This is a genomic window from Polynucleobacter sinensis, from assembly GCF_001595985.1.
Lineage (GTDB): Bacteria > Pseudomonadota > Gammaproteobacteria > Burkholderiales > Burkholderiaceae > Polynucleobacter > Polynucleobacter sinensis.
Window position 1 is genome coordinate 239,190 of the sequence record NZ_LOJJ01000003.1, and the last position, 12,317, is coordinate 251,506.

A 12,317-nucleotide genomic window follows, 5' to 3' on the forward strand; every position below is an offset into this window, starting at 1 on the left:
AAGTAATGGCTTTGTAGCCTCCTGTAGCCACAAAGTCGATGTTGGTCTTCCTTCTTGACGGCTTACCCTTACTTTTTCTTTCGTGGCTTCTTGGTTCGTTTAATTGAGTCATCTTCTATGCCCATCTGCTTAGCAAAAAAGCTAATCACTAGCCTGCCAATCGCTTGTGCCTGCCTGCTTTCAATTAAATCCTCTTCGGTAGGCTTTTCACCTACTGCGTAAAATTTGATCAATGCAGGCTTCTGAAATAAGCGTTTGTGGCGGATTTCAAGTAGCTCTAAGCGTCTATCAAGCCTAGGCATTGCGTTGATCTTCCAAAGCTTTGATGCGTGATTCCACAGTACTACCTTCGATGACTCTGCCGATCAAACTGAGTATGTTTGCGAGCTTTGAGGCGTCTCCAATTTCTATCGATTGGTCACGGCTAGCTCGATAAACCTTACTTAATTCTTGCCTCACTTGTTCCATGGTCTTGAGTGGGCGGTGTCTGCGGGCAGGGGCTTTTTGTTCTAGGGTCGGTAATTTAACGACTTTTTGGGTATTCATGATGTTTTTCCGTAGAGTTAAGGGGCTTAAAAGCCCCTATAAGTTTTAGATTGAAGCCTTTAAAGCGCCAACTAATTCGGCTTGTGCGTTATCGGCTAACTCTTGCTCTCGCTCAATCTCACGCATTCGCTTGGAGTCCATAAATGCCTTTAATCCATTTTGATAAGCCCTCATGAATGAGACAACGGATGAGCTATAAATATCGTCCAAGTTTTTTCGCTCTTTAAGAAGTTCATGAGCATGCTGTCCGAAGTAAATGCTGAAATGGGATTCTTTCTCTCCTTCGGCCAATCCTGAAAGAAAAGCGGGGGCTTCATAGATTGCACCTAAGACTGATGATTCATTCTTTTTAACCAAGTCGAGCATTTTGTTTGTCCTATGCTCGGATGACATTTCCTTAAGAGATCTGCGGATTTCATCCCCAAAATTTGAGGGTGCCGATAAACCTGTAGAGCGCAAAATCTCATTTTCTACTTGCAAGTAATAGGATCGATAGAACTCAAAGAGTTGATCGTTATCTTTTTGCCATTTTTGTAGAAGCATATTTGCTTGATTGCTGACACGCAGAAAGTGGGATTCTGGCGTCTCTCGTGGTGATTTAAGCTCTGCTGATTTGGCTAGTGCATCGAATAGGCTGGTTAGGTTATTGACCTTGGCTCGGATACCCTGAGCGCCTTGCCGATTTGTATAGCCTTCTAAATTGCTGTCAATGCGGTTAGCAATGAATTTTAATGCTCCGGTTTTGTGATTAACTACCATGTTTACTTCTCCTGTATAAATTTGACTTCCGAAAATATTGCCGTAAGACTTGTAAAGTTTGTTTTGACTCTGTTCCCCCGTTAAGTATTAATGTATGTAAAGTAAGCAAAGTATGAAAAGTTTGTTAAGTACGCATGGATATTGGCTTGCAGGGCGATCAAGTAGTGCTGATAAGTGATAAATGAATTCATACTTCGCAACTTTGCAGGTGTGCGGAAGCCTCTGCACTTATCAATGAATATATGAGGCCGTTTTTGGGTGCTTTAGTTGCAATCCATAAAGGTGCATCCCCACTTGAGTAAGCTCTTAAGACCTTATCGATATTTCTTCGTGTGAAGCCATTTCCCATAGTCTTGGCTACTGCCTCTAACTCTGTAGGGGAGCGTTCTTTAATCATTAAGCTCTTTTTAATGAAGTTGATCATGGGCTGATCTTTTGCGAGTTGGTCAGAGAGAGCCTTTTTTAACTTTATGTCTTCATAGGGAATTATTTGAATTATTCGATCCTTGCCATTAATAGTGAAGGTTATATCTTTCACCTCGGCACGGCACTTATCCATATCAGTTGATACTCTTAGTCCCCCATCAATTTTTTCACTTACAAGGTAATACAGTTCATCCACATCATTGCGGATATCCCCAGTCCCCTCGAATACCAACTTTCCAGCGTTGTCCTGATGTTTATTTGTATGTCCGAGGCAAATAACTGTGACTCCCTTCGCAGTTAAGGCTCTAAGGGTTTTTAGAAATCCCTTTACCTTATTCTTTCCAATTACATCCACAAACTTTTTAATTGTGTCAATCACAATCACAAGGTAATTAAAATCCTCGTTGGATTTAGCCATCTCCTCTAAAATTTTGACCACACCCTCACTCGATAGATTGTTTAGGTCAGGGGCAATCAGTCTGTACCCATTTGCCATTGCATGATTGTGATAAAACTTTAAGTCAGGGGCTGAGGCATCTGCATTGATATACATAACCTCAAAACCTGCTCTAACCATCTCAGCCGAGGCGTGAATCGCAAATGCTGTTTTACCCGTATTGCCTGGCGCACAAATCATGATGAGATGACTCATGGGTATCAACCTCAAATAGCAATACCCTGTATCTTGAATATTTTTCATCATGGCGTCTGTGGTCTGTTGTTCATAGAATTTTTCTAGGATGCTCCGAGGCTCTGTATTTGACATGGTGATCAATCGCCCTGTAAGGCTCTCTGACCTATGATCACGACTGCATTGTCAAATGCGAGCTCGTTCACCATAAGTTTTCGAGTTGGCCATGAGAGGGCATTCAATTCCATTAAGGTTTCCCTTTGTGTTCTTACAAACCACTCAAGCGATGCCTTTGACGGAAAAATATGACTCCTAGATTTTTGATAATCCTCCATACTGAGTAAGTTATTTAATGCCATTTGCTTTCCTCATTTCTTCTCGTAGTTATTACTTCTTTTTCTGCTTACCATTTACCTGTTGACGGGCTTTTCCGAGCCTCATGTTGAGTTTCAATTAATTGAGTGATTTAGATGCTGAGGATTCTGATCAAAATTCTCAGAGTTAATTTTTGGGTAATAAAAAACCGCCAATTAAGGCGGTTGTATAGGTTGGATCTTAATATGACATTAGTCTTTTAAGTAATAGACCCTTACAGGTTTCATTCGTTCAAACAAATCATGTTTTGGTGGATTCTTTGCATCGCCTAAAAGATATTTTCTTGGGGTGGTGGGATTCGGCATGGTATCTTGCCTGACCCATGCATTATTTTTTCCGTCACCCAATTTATTCCCATTTAAGTCTTTATATTCGGATAGAAATTTGAAGAAATGTTTTGGTGGATCAATTTCCTCAATTCGCAAGCTCTCACTTATAGCCCTATGTTCTTTGGCTAAAAAATTAGCTGTTATGTAGTAATCAGGCTTTCCCCCAGCTTCTTGATATTCTTTTAAAGCGATGGTCTCTCTGTGCATCCAGCCCTGAAGATGAGCCCAAATTGAAGGAAATCTTTTTTCATAAAGCTCATCCCACTCTCTAGGTGGGTTATCTGCCTCATATTTTTTGATCCTTTCACTTTGATTCTTTATAACCTCAACTTGGTACAAAAGAAATGTCTTTAGGTGGGGATAATCAGCCTGTAGGCGCTTGCTTTCTTTAATTGCAGTAAGTAGGCTATCTTCAATATTATTGGGCGTTATGTTGGTCAAATTAACTCCCAATTCCTCCAGCATATCTAAAAATAGGGCAGGGCAACCACTCTGTTCAAAATTTAGTACTCTCATAGTTGCTCCTTATCTAATTTCACCTAGAACACGATTAATCAATTTCGTCTTGTGATCCGAACAGAGATGCGAATATCTCTTCGTCACATTAAGTTGCCTGTGACCCAAAACTTCGCCTATCTCCAATAAAGTACATCCGTTCTGAGCCAGCATCGAGGCGCATGTATGTCTGAGATCATGGAATCTAAAGTTTTTAATATTAGCCATCTTCAAGGTTTTATACCAAATATCAACAAAACTAAAAGCTGAGTCTGGCCTTCTTTTTGAGGCAAATACCAACTCTTGTGGATTGCTTGTTTTGAATTTGTTTAGTTCATCAATCACTGAAGGTATTAAAGGAAGATTCTTTTTATCTCCGTTCTTGGTTTGATGAACAGAGGCGATTTGACGCTCAAAATCAATGTCGCCCCAGGTAAGCCTAAGAAGCTCTCCACGCCTTGCGCCTGTTGTTAGGGCAACCATCACAAGTAGATAGAGTTTGTCCCATGTAGAAGCTCTACAAGCGTTTAATAAGGCAGTGCGCTCACTCTCGCTTAAAAATCTAACAACCTCATTATTTTCAGGTCTTGATTCGATTCCCTTGCAAGGATTCTCATAGCCTTTAGGGGTGAGCCTTTTCTTAATGCACCAAGTGAATAGACCTCCAATAGAGGCGCTGTAGCGGTTGATTGTGGCAGGCGAGAGGGTCTTGCCCTTAGCCTTGTGAATATCCCTGCCATCAGCATCCTTGCCAGCATAAAAGCGACTCTTTTGGGTCTGTAATTCCTCTAGGGCAAAGAAAATATGGTCTTCATCGACTTCGGCAAGGGTGAGGTGACCTAGCTTTACGCTCCACCATTGCATACGCTGGCCTCTGCTGGTATCTCTACCTGCATAGCTTTGCATAAACAAATTAATTGCTTCTCTAATCGTGATTTGCCCAGTGCGTAGCATGCCCAAAGGCACGCTACTAGGGACTTCTAGACTACTTTGCGCTGTGCCGGAAAACACTAACGCTGTATTACCAACGGACTGAAAATTACTTTCCATTTTTAAGCTCCTGTTCCAATCTCCGTGAAATTCACCCACGGATTAAGTGGAAGCCTAAGAAATGCCCGCCAATATAGGTATTTGGCTCCTCGACCTGGGCTCGAACCAGGGACCTACGGATTAACAGTCCGGCGCTCTACCGACTGAGCTATCGAGGAATAAGCCGATATTATAGCAAGATGAAATCACCTACTCCAACTTCTATACAGATCCCTAGAGTATTGACCATTGCCGGCTCGGATAGCGGGGGCGGGGCAGGCTTACAGGCGGACCTCAAGGTCATTACCGCCCTTGGTGGGTATGGGATGTCAGTCATTACAGCAATTACCGCCCAAAACACCTTGGGGGTTAGCCGTATTCAGGATATTGACCTTGATGTCGTTGAAGCTCAGATAGACGCGGTATTTCTAGATATTGGGGTTGATATTGTCAAAATAGGGATGCTGGCCAGTCCAGAAATTGTACGTACTGTGGCGAGGGCTCTAAAGCGCCATGGAGCAAAGCAAATCATCTTAGACCCTGTTTTAAGGGCAACGTCAGGCGCTAGCTTGGGCGGCGACGATACAGCTCAAGCCATGATTGCGGAGCTGTTTCCGATGGCAAGCCTGATAACTCCGAATCTTGAGGAGGCATCTCTATTATTAGGTCGAGATATTACAGGTCCCAATGATTTCAAGTTAGCCGCAGAAGAGTTGCTGGATATGGGGCCTCAGGCCGTACTGATTAAGGGTGGGCATCTAGACTCATCTCATACTCAATTAACGGATTTCCTCATGTGGCGCACCATTGAGGATGGTCTTGAAGTAGTTCAGTCAAAAGAATTTAAACACTATCGCGTGAATACTCCCAATACTCATGGGACGGGTTGTTCATTGGCCTCTGCGATTGCTACTTATTTGGCCGATGGTCATGATCTGCCGCATTCAGTTGCTAAAGCCATCTCTTTTGTGGAAGCCGGATTGGAGGCGGGACGTTTTTTAAGTATTGGGGAAGGTCCTGGACCCTTATGGCATATGCATGAGTTTTATAAAACTGCATTACCTGATGAAGGCGGCAAATACTGAGCACGTCATCAATGAATACTTCTACTTAGGTCTTCATTAACTCTTGTAAGCGTTTCACTGCCGCCTTGGGGTCGCTTGCGCCATTGATTGCCCTGACAACAGCAACGGATCCAACACCGCTTTGCGCAACCGCATGAATGCTCTCTTCGTTGATCCCACCAATTGCCACCAAGGAGTAGTGACTCATTAATTTTGCGTACTGATATAAGCGCCCTAAACCCTGAGGCGCAGTCGCCATCTTCTTGAGGTTCGTAGGGAAAATAGCGCCCATAGCGATATAGCTAGGGCAGAAGCGATCTGCATAAACCATTTCTGCATAGCCATGAGTGCTGAGACCTAAGCGCATACCAGCGGATCGAATGGCATCTAAATCAGCGAGCTCTAAATCTTCTTGCCCCAGATGAACACCATATGCCTCAGCCTCGATGGCTTCTTGCCAAAAGTCATTAATGAAGAGCAGAGTCTTACTACCTTTAACCGCTTCAACCGATTGGGCAATTTGTTGTCGAATTAATTGTTGATCATCCGACTTCAAGCGCAGTTGCACTGTCGGAACTTCAGCCTCTACCATACGTTTTACCCAATCAGCATCGGGCATGACAGCATAAAGTCCCAGTCGTTTTGGGCAAGAGGGGAAGGCCTGGGGATTCATATCCCGAGTCCATGGGAGTAGATCAAAATACTCAGGTCTAGAGGGCCATTTCAATGGAGAGAAGCCGCCATCTTGATGAACCATGCGTGACCAAGCTTTGCCAAGTACTTTGGCATCAGCCTCTATAAACCCCATTTGAATAGCGGCGACCATACCAGCTAGTTCGTAATGATCCGAGGCATGCTCGTTATCAATCATCGGCGGTGGTGATGTGAGGCTAAATTTAGGAATGGGGATGCACAAGTCATCCTTGCGATGAGCTGCAATAATTTGATCTGCTAGATCGCGCACTAAGCTCATCGATATTCTTCTTTAACTCTGATGCCAGAAGGGGGTGCCAACCAAGGGAGTGCTTGCTTGTGCAGAATCTTGGGCCTGCATTGCTCCTGATTGATAGGCGGTGCGGCCAGCTTCCACAGCCATAGCAAAAGCTTTAGCCATAGCTACAGGATCATCAGCAAGGGCAACCGCAGTGTTCAGAAGAACGCCATCAAACCCCCATTCCATAACTGTACAAGCATGTGAAGGTAGTCCCAATCCAGCATCCACTAATAAGGGCACATTTAAACGATCGCGAAGTAATTGCAAGGCATAGGGATTTAAAGGGCCCCTGCCAGTCCCGATGGGGGCAGCCCAGGGCATCACCGCTTGGCAACCAACATCAACTAAACGTTGGCACAAGATGAGGTCTTCGGTGCAATAGGGCAGCACTTTAAAGCCATCTTTAATTAAGGATTCTGCTGTAGAGGCTAAGCGCAAAACATCTGGTTGCAAAGTGTAGTCATCGCCAATGAGTTCAAGCTTGATCCAGTTGGTTTCAAATACTTCTCTAGCCATTTGTGCCGTCGTGATTGCTTCTTGAGGGCTGTGACATCCAGCGGTATTGGGCAGCACGGGAACGGCCATCTTTTTGAGTAAATCCCAAAATCCAGAGTGTGCCTCTGTAATCGATGTGCCTTGCCTGCGAAGGCTGACTGTAATCATTCCGGGATTTGAAACCGCTACGGCATTTTCTAATACCTGTGGAGAAGGATAGCGCGATGTCCCCAGTAGGAGGCGGCTCGCAAACGTTTCTCCATAGAGAACTAATGGGTCTGCAGTATTGAGTGAATAAGGTAAAGGTGCTGTCATGAATATTTATCTTGTTCTGTACTTGGCTTAGCCACCTGTTACCGGCGCAATCACTTCCATTTCATCACCGTCACGCAAGATCTCGTCAGCATGTTGAGTTTTAGGAACGAATTGGTAATTAATCGCTACGGCGTAGGGTGGTTTAGCATCAATCATCAAGAGCACATCATCAATGGTGCTATTTTCAGGGACATCTCTCGGGATTTGATTGACCATTATGCGCATAAGCTAAGCTCGCTCAGATCTTTAGCAAAACCAACATGTAGACCAAGATCATTTGCAGTGGCGCTTTGGCCACTAGCAAGAAGTTCTAATGCGCAATCTAATATCGCTGGTGAAATCATAAAGCCATGGCGATAGAGGCCATTGATGGTCATCAATCCGGTTTTACCAGCTTGATGTTGGATGGTGATCTCGGGAAGATTGTCTTTGAGAGTAGGGCGACATTGGGTGGCCATTTCTAAGATGCGAGCCTCAGCAAAGCCGCTATGCACGGTATAAACCGCACTTAACAGTTCCATTGCTGAGCGTACGCTGATAGGGGAGAGATCCTCTGACTCAATCTCGGTTGCACCTACAACATAAACATCATCTTCTTTTGGGGCAATATAAATCGGATAGCGCGGATGAATTAAACGGGTAGGACGACGTAGCTTTACCTCTGGAGCATGAAGGCGAATGACTTCACCCCGCACGCCACGCAAATTGCTTAAAGCGTCTTTGGCACCTAAGCCACGACAATCGATTACCCAATCAAATTTTTGTAGCTCTTTGCCATTAGTGTTGCGCAAGATCTCTGGTTCAACTGCCTCATTCCAGTGGCACGGTACTCTCATTAAATGTAATTCAACCTGTAAAGCTTCTAACAATTGGCGGTTATCCAATTGACCCTCATTGGGAAGATAGAGCCCCTGTGTAAAGCGATCTGCTAGTGCAGGCTCGATTTCACTAAGTGTTTGCTTATCTAAGCGTTGCGGGGAAGGTAGCGATATGTTGAGGGCGCTATTGTGCTCTAAATGCGATGTGAAACGTTCGGCATTGGCGGCATCTTGGCGATGCCACAAAATGAGGGTGCCATCCTGTTGAAAATAGACGGGTTTAGCTAATTCATCAATCAGTTGCTTCCAGCGTGGCAAACTATATACACCCATGCGTACGACATTACTTTCAGTGATGGCGGATTCTGCTAAGGGGGCTAGCATTGCAGCAGCAATTCGGGCTGGAGAGCCTAAACCATCGGGCCCTGATTTTTCAAATACAGTGACCTCAGCGCCACGTTTGGCAAGCGAAACCGCAAGCAACCGACCTATCAGGCCGGCGCCAACGATTGCGTATTTCTGACCTGCAAACACGGGGCTCTTCACTAAATCAAATGGTTGATTACTGATAGATTTCGCTGCCACGTTTACGAAATTCTGCTGACATCTCTTCCATTCCCTTTTCTGGATCTGTGGCAATCGGAATCACTTTTGAAGTCTTAGGATTGCCATCAGCATCAAGAGTGGCTGCGTAATCGCGCACCTCTTGAGTGATTTTCATTGAGCAGAACTTTGGACCGCACATTGAGCAGAAGTGAGCAATCTTCGCGCCTTCAGCTGGTAAGGTGGCATCGTGATATTCACGAGCGCGCTCTGGATCAAGACCCAAGTTGAATTGATCTTCCCAGCGGAACTCGAAGCGTGCTTTAGATAAAGCATTGTCACGCACTTGAGCGCCAGGCAATCCTTTGGCCAAGTCAGCACCATGGGCAGCAATTTTGTAAGTGATGATTCCTTCGCGTACATCTTCCTTATCAGGCAAGCCTAAATGCTCTTTTGGAGTGACATAGCAAAGCATGGCTGTGCCATACCAGCCAATTTGCGCTGCACCAATACCGCTGGTGATGTGGTCGTAGCCAGGAGCGATATCCGTGATCAATGGTCCGAGTGTGTAGAAAGGCGCTTCTAAACAGTGCTTTAATTCCTCAGTCATGTTTTCTTCAATGCGCTGCATTGGTACATGTCCAGGACCCTCAATCATGACTTGAACATCATGTTTCCAGGCTTTGGCTGTGAGCTCGCCAAGGGTATGGAGTTCGCCAAATTGAGCAGCATCATTAGAGTCTGCGATACACCCAGGACGCAAACCATCACCTAAGCTAAATGAAACATCATAGGCCTTCATGATTTCGCAGATTTCATCAAACTTTGTGTACAAGAAGTTTTCTTTGTGGTGCGCTAAGCACCACTTGGCCATAATGGATCCACCACGAGAAACAATGCCTGTAATGCGGTCGGCTGTCAGTGGCACATAGCGCAGCAACACGCCAGCATGAATAGTGAAGTAGTCAACACCTTGTTCAGCTTGTTCAATCAGTGTGTCACGGAACATTTCCCAGGTGAGGTCCTCGGCAATGCCACCGGTCTTATCAAGCGCCTGGTAAATCGGTACAGTACCGATTGGTACTGGTGAGTTACGAATAATCCATTCGCGTGTCTCATGAATATGTTTGCCAGTTGAAAGATCCATGATGGTGTCGGCACCCCAACGGATAGACCAAACCATTTTTTCTACTTCTTCATTGATAGAGGAAGTAACCGCAGAGTTTCCAAGATTGCCATTGATTTTCACGCGGAAGTTGCGACCGATAATCATCGGCTCTAATTCGGGGTGATTGATATTGGCAGGGATGATCGCGCGACCAGCAGCGATCTCTGAGCGCACAAACTCTCCAGTCACGATATCCGGAAGATTGGCGCCGTAGCCCTTACCAGGATGTTGCTTGAGTAATTGTTTGTAAGCGGGATCTTTGCGCAATTGCTCAAGACCCATGGATTCACGTAGAGCAACGTACTCCATTTCAGGGGTAACGATTCCCTGACGGGCATAGTGCATTTGACTGACATTCTTGCCGGCCTTAGCAACACGTGGCGCATTAATGTGTGCAAAGCGGAGGCTTTGTGTCGCCGCATCCTGGGAGCGTGCAACGCCATATTCCGATGAAGGGCCAGATAATTGTTGAGTGTCACCACGCTCTTCGATCCAATTTTTGCGCAGTAAAGGCAACCCCTTCTCTAAATTAATCACGATATCTGGATCGCTATAAGGGCCCGAGGTATCGTAGACAGGTACAGGAGGATTGGCGACCAATTCTTCGCCCACGCGTGTAGGCAGTTGTTCAATCATCCGAATCGGTGCTTTGATATCTGGACGCGAACCTTTTAAATAGGTTTTAGTGGAGGCGGGGTAGGCAAATTTTTGTCCGAAATCGCGCTCTAAGCTTTTTAGACTTGGAATTTCTTGTTTTTGTTTATTGGTGTTACTCATGTCCATCTCCTGACGTAATTTAGATGGACGAAACCGGGTGTCGGTCTGATGGAAATCTCCCCACGCCAGCATTACCTGGATCGGGTTAGAGGGTCTTTCTCAGCGCCTCAAAGCGACATCGCTCATGAGGGCACCCCTGTTTCATCCTTAGGTCTTATTTAACCACGAAATCCCATTTTGGTTTAGTGGAAAGAGGGCGTTCTTGCAGGAAGTTACCTGGAATGGCGCAAAATGAAGTCGGCCGTTACAAAAGCGGCATCGCTCGTGAATTCATCGGCCAAAATCCTAGCTGCAGCCTCTGAAAACGGGATTTCAATGAAACTACTGACTTCCCCATCATGGTTGGTGGGGATGAAGTTGTCTGCAACCTCTAAATCGTAGATATATAGGTGCTCATCGTGAAAACCTCGCCCAGGAATGGGTCTGCGCATATGAATTCTGCCAATAGGCTCAATTTGGTCGGCAATTTGGCTTGGTACCCCAGCTTCCTCCCATAACTCCCTGCGGGCATTAACCCAAGGGGTTTCATCGGCGCCAATGCCGCCCGCAGCCAGGTTATCTAACCGTCCGGGATCGGTAGTCTTGGTTTCGCTGCGCCGCCCAAGCCAAATATTGCCAGCTTTGGTATATCCGTTGATATGCGTAGCCATACTGCGAAAGCCAAAAGTTCTGAAGGCTGAGCGCTCTAAGCGAAAGTATTCATGTCCATTTTGGTCTACCCAGGCGAATTCTTCATGTCTCCAGCCTGGAATAAATCCCCCTTGACGCATGCGATCTGCTAAAGCAGTCAAGCTAGTGGAAAGATGAATGGGCTTGGAATACAGAATGCTAAGTCGATCATGATCCATTTGGATATGTGCAATGGGACTTTTATTTAGAGACTCCTGCAGGTAAGGAATAAATTCTGGATTGAGATGACCAATCACCTGGCTATTTTGTGGCCCACCGGAGAAATGGATCGGCATAAAGTCATGAGGGGCCGATCTTGCGGTGTTCTGAAGCATCTCTTCTAAGGCGGCCAGAGTGCTGGTAGTGAGCTTGTGCATTCCTCAAGTGTAAGAGAATTCAAGAATATGTAGGAAAGACTGCTAAAAATTCCTTAAAGCATTCTGCATTGTCAATAGATATTTTCTGATTTACTTATCAGATCATGCTGCACAGAATTTAAGCAAGCCAGGTCACTCTATACAAATCCACGACTTAGGAAAACTTTTCGGGATTTATCCACACAAGCTGTGGATAAGTATTGAATGTTTCATGGTCCCGCCGACAGGAATCGAACCTGTATCCCACGCTTAGGAGGCATGTGCACTATCCATTGTGCTACGGCGAGTGTGCAAAAACATAAACACATAAATCTCAAGAAATACTGCAACGAGGAAAGTATTATCCACGCATCAAGGATTTACCAACCACACATTGCTAAAAATTGATTGCTCAATGCAACCATCATTTCCGGGGCAAAGTACATTGCAAAAACAGCGCCAAGTGCAGTGGCGGCTACTAAGACCAACAGAAGCTTAGCAAACAATCTTGCTGGGTTCATTGTGCGC

The 12,317-nt window shown here is 45.3% G+C and carries 15 protein-coding genes, 2 tRNA genes and 1 riboswitch; of the genes, 1 reads left to right on the forward strand and 16 read right to left on the reverse strand.

Annotated elements, in window-relative coordinates; all coding sequences use genetic code 11:
- Positions 1-68: 68 nt before the first annotated feature.
- The 8 genes from AOB49_RS04965 to AOB49_RS05000 all read right to left on the reverse strand — a co-directional run bounded on the left by AOB49_RS04965 (position 69) and on the right by AOB49_RS05000 (position 4,769).
- Complete coding sequence (locus AOB49_RS04965; RefSeq protein WP_062308639.1) at positions 69-302, reverse strand: hypothetical protein; 234 nt, start codon at positions 300-302, stop codon at positions 69-71.
- Positions 295-546, reverse strand: coding sequence for a hypothetical protein (locus AOB49_RS04970; protein WP_062308641.1), 252 nt, complete (start codon positions 544-546; stop codon positions 295-297). The genes AOB49_RS04965 and AOB49_RS04970 overlap by 8 nt, the downstream gene beginning before the upstream one ends.
- A 45-nt stretch (positions 547-591) precedes the next feature.
- Positions 592-1,305: a hypothetical protein gene (locus AOB49_RS04975; RefSeq protein WP_062308643.1), complete on the reverse strand. Its 714-nt coding sequence runs from the start codon at positions 1,303-1,305 to the stop codon at positions 592-594.
- 187 nt (positions 1,306-1,492) lie between these two features.
- Positions 1,493-2,497, reverse strand: a complete 1,005-nt coding sequence (locus AOB49_RS04980) for an AAA family ATPase (RefSeq protein ID WP_062308645.1) — start codon at positions 2,495-2,497, stop codon at positions 1,493-1,495.
- A gap of 5 nt (positions 2,498-2,502) precedes the next feature.
- Entirely contained in the window at positions 2,503-2,721 is a 219-nt protein-coding gene (locus tag AOB49_RS04985) for a hypothetical protein (protein WP_062308647.1), read from the reverse strand.
- Between the two features lie 207 nt (positions 2,722-2,928).
- Entirely contained in the window at positions 2,929-3,582 is a 654-nt protein-coding gene (locus AOB49_RS04990; protein WP_062308649.1) for a hypothetical protein, read from the reverse strand.
- Positions 3,583-3,591: 9 nt separating this feature from the next.
- The gene (locus AOB49_RS04995) at positions 3,592-4,611 is read right to left on the reverse strand and encodes a tyrosine-type recombinase/integrase (RefSeq protein ID WP_062308651.1); all 1,020 of its coding nucleotides are present in this window, start codon (positions 4,609-4,611) and stop codon (positions 3,592-3,594) included.
- Between the two features lie 82 nt (positions 4,612-4,693).
- Positions 4,694-4,769, reverse strand: a tRNA-Asn gene (locus AOB49_RS05000).
- Between the two features lie 21 nt (positions 4,770-4,790).
- On the opposite strand from AOB49_RS05000, the gene thiD reads away from it, so the two are divergent.
- Positions 4,791-5,675 carry a bifunctional hydroxymethylpyrimidine kinase/phosphomethylpyrimidine kinase gene (gene thiD, locus AOB49_RS05005; protein WP_062308653.1) on the forward strand — a complete coding sequence of 295 codons (885 nt, stop codon included), beginning with the start codon at positions 4,791-4,793 and terminating at the stop codon, positions 5,673-5,675.
- A gap of 25 nt (positions 5,676-5,700) precedes the next feature.
- Here the strand turns inward: thiD and AOB49_RS05010 are convergent, their stop codons facing one another.
- The 8 genes from AOB49_RS05010 to AOB49_RS12000 all read right to left on the reverse strand — a co-directional run bounded on the left by AOB49_RS05010 (position 5,701) and on the right by AOB49_RS12000 (position 12,310).
- Positions 5,701-6,627 (reverse strand): thiamine phosphate synthase, encoded by a 927-nt coding sequence (locus AOB49_RS05010; protein ID WP_062308655.1) that lies wholly within the window; start codon positions 6,625-6,627, stop codon positions 5,701-5,703.
- 12 nt (positions 6,628-6,639) lie between these two features.
- Positions 6,640-7,458, reverse strand: a complete 819-nt coding sequence (locus tag AOB49_RS05015) for a thiazole synthase (RefSeq protein WP_062308657.1) — start codon at positions 7,456-7,458, stop codon at positions 6,640-6,642.
- Positions 7,459-7,485: 27 nt separating this feature from the next.
- On the reverse strand, positions 7,486-7,674 hold the full coding sequence (gene thiS, locus AOB49_RS05020) for a sulfur carrier protein ThiS (protein ID WP_245640616.1): 189 nt from the start codon (positions 7,672-7,674) through the stop codon (positions 7,486-7,488).
- Positions 7,674-8,810: an FAD-dependent oxidoreductase gene (locus tag AOB49_RS05025; protein ID WP_172793405.1), complete on the reverse strand. Its 1,137-nt coding sequence runs from the start codon at positions 8,808-8,810 to the stop codon at positions 7,674-7,676. Before AOB49_RS05025 ends, thiS begins: the two co-directional genes overlap by 1 nt.
- Before the next feature lie 28 nt (positions 8,811-8,838).
- Positions 8,839-10,764: a phosphomethylpyrimidine synthase ThiC gene (thiC, locus tag AOB49_RS05030; RefSeq protein WP_062308661.1), complete on the reverse strand. Its 1,926-nt coding sequence runs from the start codon at positions 10,762-10,764 to the stop codon at positions 8,839-8,841.
- Positions 10,765-10,804: 40 nt separating this feature from the next.
- Positions 10,805-10,912: riboswitch (TPP riboswitch) on the reverse strand.
- A 64-nt stretch (positions 10,913-10,976) separates the two neighbouring features.
- Positions 10,977-11,810 carry an NUDIX hydrolase gene (locus AOB49_RS05035; protein ID WP_062308662.1) on the reverse strand — a complete coding sequence of 278 codons (834 nt, stop codon included), beginning with the start codon at positions 11,808-11,810 and terminating at the stop codon, positions 10,977-10,979.
- A 212-nt stretch (positions 11,811-12,022) separates the two neighbouring features.
- Positions 12,023-12,097, reverse strand: a tRNA-Arg gene (locus AOB49_RS05040).
- Between the two features lie 72 nt (positions 12,098-12,169).
- Positions 12,170-12,310, reverse strand: coding sequence for a hypothetical protein (locus AOB49_RS12000; RefSeq protein WP_156471337.1), 141 nt, complete (start codon positions 12,308-12,310; stop codon positions 12,170-12,172).
- Between the last annotated feature and the right edge of the window lie 7 nt (positions 12,311-12,317).

Excerpts from the sequence above, each read along its gene's own strand:
- AOB49_RS04965 (WP_062308639.1), bottom strand. The coding sequence starts at position 302 with ATGCCTAGGCTTGATAGACGCTTAGAGCTACTTGAAATCCGCCACAAA.
- AOB49_RS04970 (WP_062308641.1), bottom strand. The coding sequence starts at position 546 with ATGAATACCCAAAAAGTCGTTAAATTACCGACCCTAGAACAAAAAGCC.
- AOB49_RS04975 (WP_062308643.1), bottom strand. The coding sequence starts at position 1,305 with ATGGTAGTTAATCACAAAACCGGAGCATTAAAATTCATTGCTAACCGC.
- AOB49_RS04980 (WP_062308645.1), bottom strand. The coding sequence starts at position 2,497 with ATGTCAAATACAGAGCCTCGGAGCATCCTAGAAAAATTCTATGAACAA.
- AOB49_RS04985 (WP_062308647.1), bottom strand. The coding sequence starts at position 2,721 with ATGGCATTAAATAACTTACTCAGTATGGAGGATTATCAAAAATCTAGG.
- AOB49_RS04990 (WP_062308649.1), bottom strand. The coding sequence starts at position 3,582 with ATGAGAGTACTAAATTTTGAACAGAGTGGTTGCCCTGCCCTATTTTTA.
- AOB49_RS04995 (WP_062308651.1), bottom strand. The coding sequence starts at position 4,611 with ATGGAAAGTAATTTTCAGTCCGTTGGTAATACAGCGTTAGTGTTTTCC.
- thiD (WP_062308653.1), top strand. The coding sequence starts at position 4,791 with ATGAAATCACCTACTCCAACTTCTATACAGATCCCTAGAGTATTGACC.
- AOB49_RS05010 (WP_062308655.1), bottom strand. The coding sequence starts at position 6,627 with ATGAGCTTAGTGCGCGATCTAGCAGATCAAATTATTGCAGCTCATCGC.
- AOB49_RS05015 (WP_062308657.1), bottom strand. The coding sequence starts at position 7,458 with ATGACAGCACCTTTACCTTATTCACTCAATACTGCAGACCCATTAGTT.
- thiS (WP_245640616.1), bottom strand. The coding sequence starts at position 7,674 with ATGGTCAATCAAATCCCGAGAGATGTCCCTGAAAATAGCACCATTGAT.
- thiC (WP_062308661.1), bottom strand. The coding sequence starts at position 10,764 with ATGAGTAACACCAATAAACAAAAACAAGAAATTCCAAGTCTAAAAAGC.
- AOB49_RS05035 (WP_062308662.1), bottom strand. The coding sequence starts at position 11,810 with ATGCACAAGCTCACTACCAGCACTCTGGCCGCCTTAGAAGAGATGCTT.
- AOB49_RS12000 (WP_156471337.1), bottom strand. The coding sequence starts at position 12,310 with ATGAACCCAGCAAGATTGTTTGCTAAGCTTCTGTTGGTCTTAGTAGCC.